This window comes from Anaerolineales bacterium (assembly GCA_022866145.1).
Taxonomy (GTDB): Bacteria; Chloroflexota; Anaerolineae; order Anaerolineales; family E44-bin32; genus PFL42.
Genome location: JALHUE010000213.1, coordinates 1 through 3641, shown reverse-complemented (window position 1 = coordinate 3641; position 3641 = coordinate 1). Strand labels below are relative to the sequence as shown.

Annotated in this window: 4 protein-coding genes; 2 read left to right on the top strand and 2 right to left on the bottom strand. The window is 67.1% G+C overall.

Annotated elements, in window-relative coordinates; all coding sequences use genetic code 11:
- The coding region (locus MUO23_06720; protein MCJ7512649.1) for an aldehyde dehydrogenase family protein at window positions 1–1140 on the top strand (1140 nt) is incomplete at its 5' end.
- A gap of 537 nt (window positions 1141–1677) precedes the next feature.
- On the opposite strand, the gene MUO23_06715 is transcribed toward MUO23_06720, so the two are convergent.
- Both MUO23_06715 and MUO23_06710 read right to left on the bottom strand, forming a co-directional pair.
- The gene (locus tag MUO23_06715; protein ID MCJ7512648.1) at window positions 1678–2139 is read right to left on the bottom strand and encodes an RES family NAD+ phosphorylase; all 462 of its coding nucleotides are present in this window, start codon (window positions 2137–2139) and stop codon (window positions 1678–1680) included.
- The gene (locus MUO23_06710; GenBank protein ID MCJ7512647.1) at window positions 2136–2576 is read right to left on the bottom strand and encodes a DUF2384 domain-containing protein; all 441 of its coding nucleotides are present in this window, start codon (window positions 2574–2576) and stop codon (window positions 2136–2138) included. The genes MUO23_06715 and MUO23_06710 overlap by 4 nt, the downstream gene beginning before the upstream one ends.
- Before the next feature lie 123 nt (window positions 2577–2699).
- Here MUO23_06710 and MUO23_06705 point away from each other — a divergent pair.
- On the top strand, window positions 2700–3641 hold a 942-nt coding region (locus MUO23_06705; GenBank protein MCJ7512646.1), incomplete at its 3' end, for a hypothetical protein.

The following is a 3641-nucleotide window of genomic DNA, read 5'->3' as shown; positions in this document are numbered from 1 at the left end:
GTCGCCTGCGGCATCCCTACCCTGATGCAGAGCGAGTTCTCCGAGGACATCGCTCCCGGGATCGACGAGTACATGATCCGCCAGCCGGTCGGCGTATGCGCCATCGTCGCCCCATTCAACTTCCCGGGCATGATCCCGTTCTGGTTCCTGCCCTATGCCCTGGCCTGCGGCAACACCGTGATCGTCAAGCCGTCCGAGCGCTGCCCGATCACGATGCAGCGGGTGGCCGAGCTGTTCGAGACGATCGACATTCCTGCCGGTGTGTTCAACCTGGTCAACGGCGGTCCGGAAACGGTTGACGCCCTGCTCAACCATCCGATCATCCGGGCAATTAGCTTCGTCGGGTCGACGCCGGTGGCACGCCATGTCTACAGCCGCGGCTCGGCCAGCGGCAAGCGGGTGCAGGCCCAGGGCGGCGCCAAGAACCCGGTGATCGTTCTTCCGGATGCCGACCTGGAAATGACGACCCGCATCGTCGCCGACAGCGTGTTCGGCAATGCCGGCCAGCGCTGTCTAGCGGCCTCCATGGCCGTGACCGTGGGCAGCGTGCGCGATTCGTTCACCCAGGCGATCGCTCAGGCGGCGTCAGAGCGCGTCGTCGGGTACGGCCTGGATGACGGTGTGACGATGGGGCCGGTGATCACCCCCCAAAGCAAGCAGCGTATCGCAGGCCTGATCCAGCAGGGGTTGGACGAGGGCGCAGAGATGGTCCTCGATGGACGCCGCCTTGTCGTTCCACGCTACGCGAAGGGCAACTTCCTCGGGCCGACCATCTTGAGCGATTGTCCGTCAGCGGGCAAGCTGGCAAACACGGAAGTCTTCGGGCCGGTACTCGGGATGATGCACGTGGAGACCGTCGACCAGGCGATCGAGCTGGTTAACAAGAGCGCCTTCGGCAACATGGCCTGCCTGTTCACCGGCAGCGGGGCAGCGGCCCGCAAGTTCCGTTACGAGGCCCAGGCTGGCAACATCGGGATCAACATCGGCGTCGCCGCCCCGATGGCCTTCTTCCCCTTCAGCGGTTGGAAGGAATCCTTCTTCGGCACGCTCCACGGCCAGGCCCGGCACGCGGTCGAGTTCTTCACCCAGACCAAGGTTGTGATCGAGCGCTGGCCGAAGGAGTGGTCGCGGCAGTTCTGATTCGCCGGGTCATCAGCGCATTCCGGCGATAGCCGAACGCGGCCACAATTCCCACGGTCCACTGCCAGGCGAAAGCTCGGTGGTGGATCGTGCTGCGCCTGCCCCAACTGCCCCACCAACAGACGTTTCGCCGGACTCGTGCCTGGCATCCTTGGGCCGAAGACGGCATGCCGGCTGGATACCTTGCCGCGATCCGTGGCGCCTCCAAGCCGGAAGAATCTGGTTTGAAGACTGCGGAGAGCCCGTTACCCGGCCAGACCCCCACCCCGCTCGGGCCAGGAGCCCCGGCCCGCCGGGGCGAAACGGCCCCGACCCTAGCGAAGCATCCCGCAGGGGCTCCCCCTGCGCCGGGTAGGACTTGCTTGCCTTGGCATCGTGCAGGGGGAGGAGATGGCATTCTTGGGGAGTTGGGGGAGCTCTGCTCCCCCAACTCCCCAGATCTCGTACCCCTCACTGCCACACAGCCCGCCGGACACGACGGCTTTCTGCGGAGAGGGGGTCAGGGGGTGAGGTCACTGCGGGTCTTTTGCCCTGCTGTCAGGTGAGGCGCGGGTCGAACTCAAAGAGCTGGGCCTTGCCCAGCGCAACCCGTGCGAAGTCCGGGTGCAGAGGATTCAGCAAGTAGTTGTGTTCGAGCGGGAGAACGGCGCTAGGCACGCCGAGCACCGCCGATTCCTGCTCGGCCAGCCAGCGATCGCCGATCAGGCGCAGCGAAGCCGGCGCGGGTGAAGCGCGCCAGTCTACCGGCAAGACGGTGGGAGCAAGGGCGCGCAGCAGCGACGGATCGAACTCACAACGCAGGATGCTGTAGGCGCTCAACACCTGCGGGCTGCCCAGGTGGACCAGCACTTCGAGCACCGCCAGCGAGGCGTGCTCGGCGGTGTAGACCGCCGGCCGTCCGGAGCTGGTCCAGCGTCCCCCGAATCGCCGGGCGCCTTCGCCGCTGAAGGCCTCGGCCGCGTAGCGGGACTTGACGATCCGCCAGGCGGCCGAGCTCATCCAAACACTCCATGCTCCAGCCGGCCGATCAAGTTCTCGACCTCGCGCGCGCCGACCTCGCTGCGGGCGAACTCGATTGGCTTGCGTCCTGCCAACGCCCGCGCCGGCAAGCGCAGCCAGTTCAGCGCGGCCACCTTGTCGCCCTCGAACAGCATCACCGCATCGTCGAAGATACGCGACGCCCGCACCAGCCGCTCGGACTCCTCCGGCTGCAGGCGGCTCTCGGCCTTGCGCCGGGCCAGCGTGCGTGATGAAATGCCCACCAGCCCCGCCAGCTCGCGGTGGGTGACTCCCATGTCCGTCTGCAGCCGCTCGAAGGCGCGGTAGGACAGGCCACGCTCGATCGTGTCCGCCAGCTGCAGCGCGTTCTCCGCCTTCAGCCCCAGCCTGCCCGCGAAACCCATCTCGCGGCTCGCCGGCGTCTCCTGCCTTGTCATCGGCCTCGTCTCCTCATCTGCCAACTGGCATTATAGACGAGGCCACATGCGCCAGTAGAGCCGAATCCGACGGGTAGGGCCGGCAGGCTTGCGTCGGTAGAACGTTTGTGCTATTCTAGGGGCATGGACCTGCTGGAGCGGTTGACCCTCGCCGCCGAAGGCGCCCGCCAGGAGGTCGCCGATACGGGCGACCGCCCCGGCGGGACCCGGGCCTGCGGTGCGCCCTCCGCCGCACGCCTCGAGACCTTCAACGTTGGCGGGCATGAGATACCCATCTACCCCGCCGCTGGGCCGGGAGGCCGACGTTTCCCGCTGCTCAAGGCGATGCTCACCACGGTCTGCGAACGCGACTGCAACTACTGCTCCTTCCGCTCCCAGCACGACCAGCGCCGAGTGACGTTCCGGCCCGAGGAGATGGCGCTGGCCTTCGACCAGGCCTTCCGGGCGGGCTGGGTCCAGGGGTTGTTCCTCTCGTCGGGGATCGCCGGCGGCGGGGCCAACACGCAGGAGCGGTTGATCGCCACGGCGGAGATTCTGCGACGCCGTTTCGGCTTCCGCGGCTACATCCACCTCAAGATCATGCCCGGCGCCGAGCGCGACCAGGTGCTGCGCTCGATGCGGGTCGCCAGCCGCGTATCGATCAACCTCGAGGCACCCAATGCGCTGCGACTTCCGGCATTGGCCCCCAGTAAGTCGTTCGAGAATGAGCTGCTGCCGCCGCTGCGCTGGGCAAGCGAGGCGCGCGCCCCGGGCGAACCGGCGCCGCACATGGCGAGCAGCGCCACCCAGTTTGTCGTCGGTGCCGCCGGCGAGTCGGATCTGGAGATCCTGTCGACCGTGCAGCATGCCTACCAACAGCTGGGCTTGGCGCGGGCGTTCTTTCAGTCCTTCAACCCGGTCCCCGACACGCCGCTGGAGAACGCACCGCCGGAATCCCCGCTGCGACAGAACCGTCTGTACGAGGCTTCATACCTGCTGCGCGACTATGGCTTCGATCTGGAGGATCTCCCCTTTGCCGGCGAAGGCAACCTCCCGCTCGACACCGATCCCAAGACCGCCTATGCC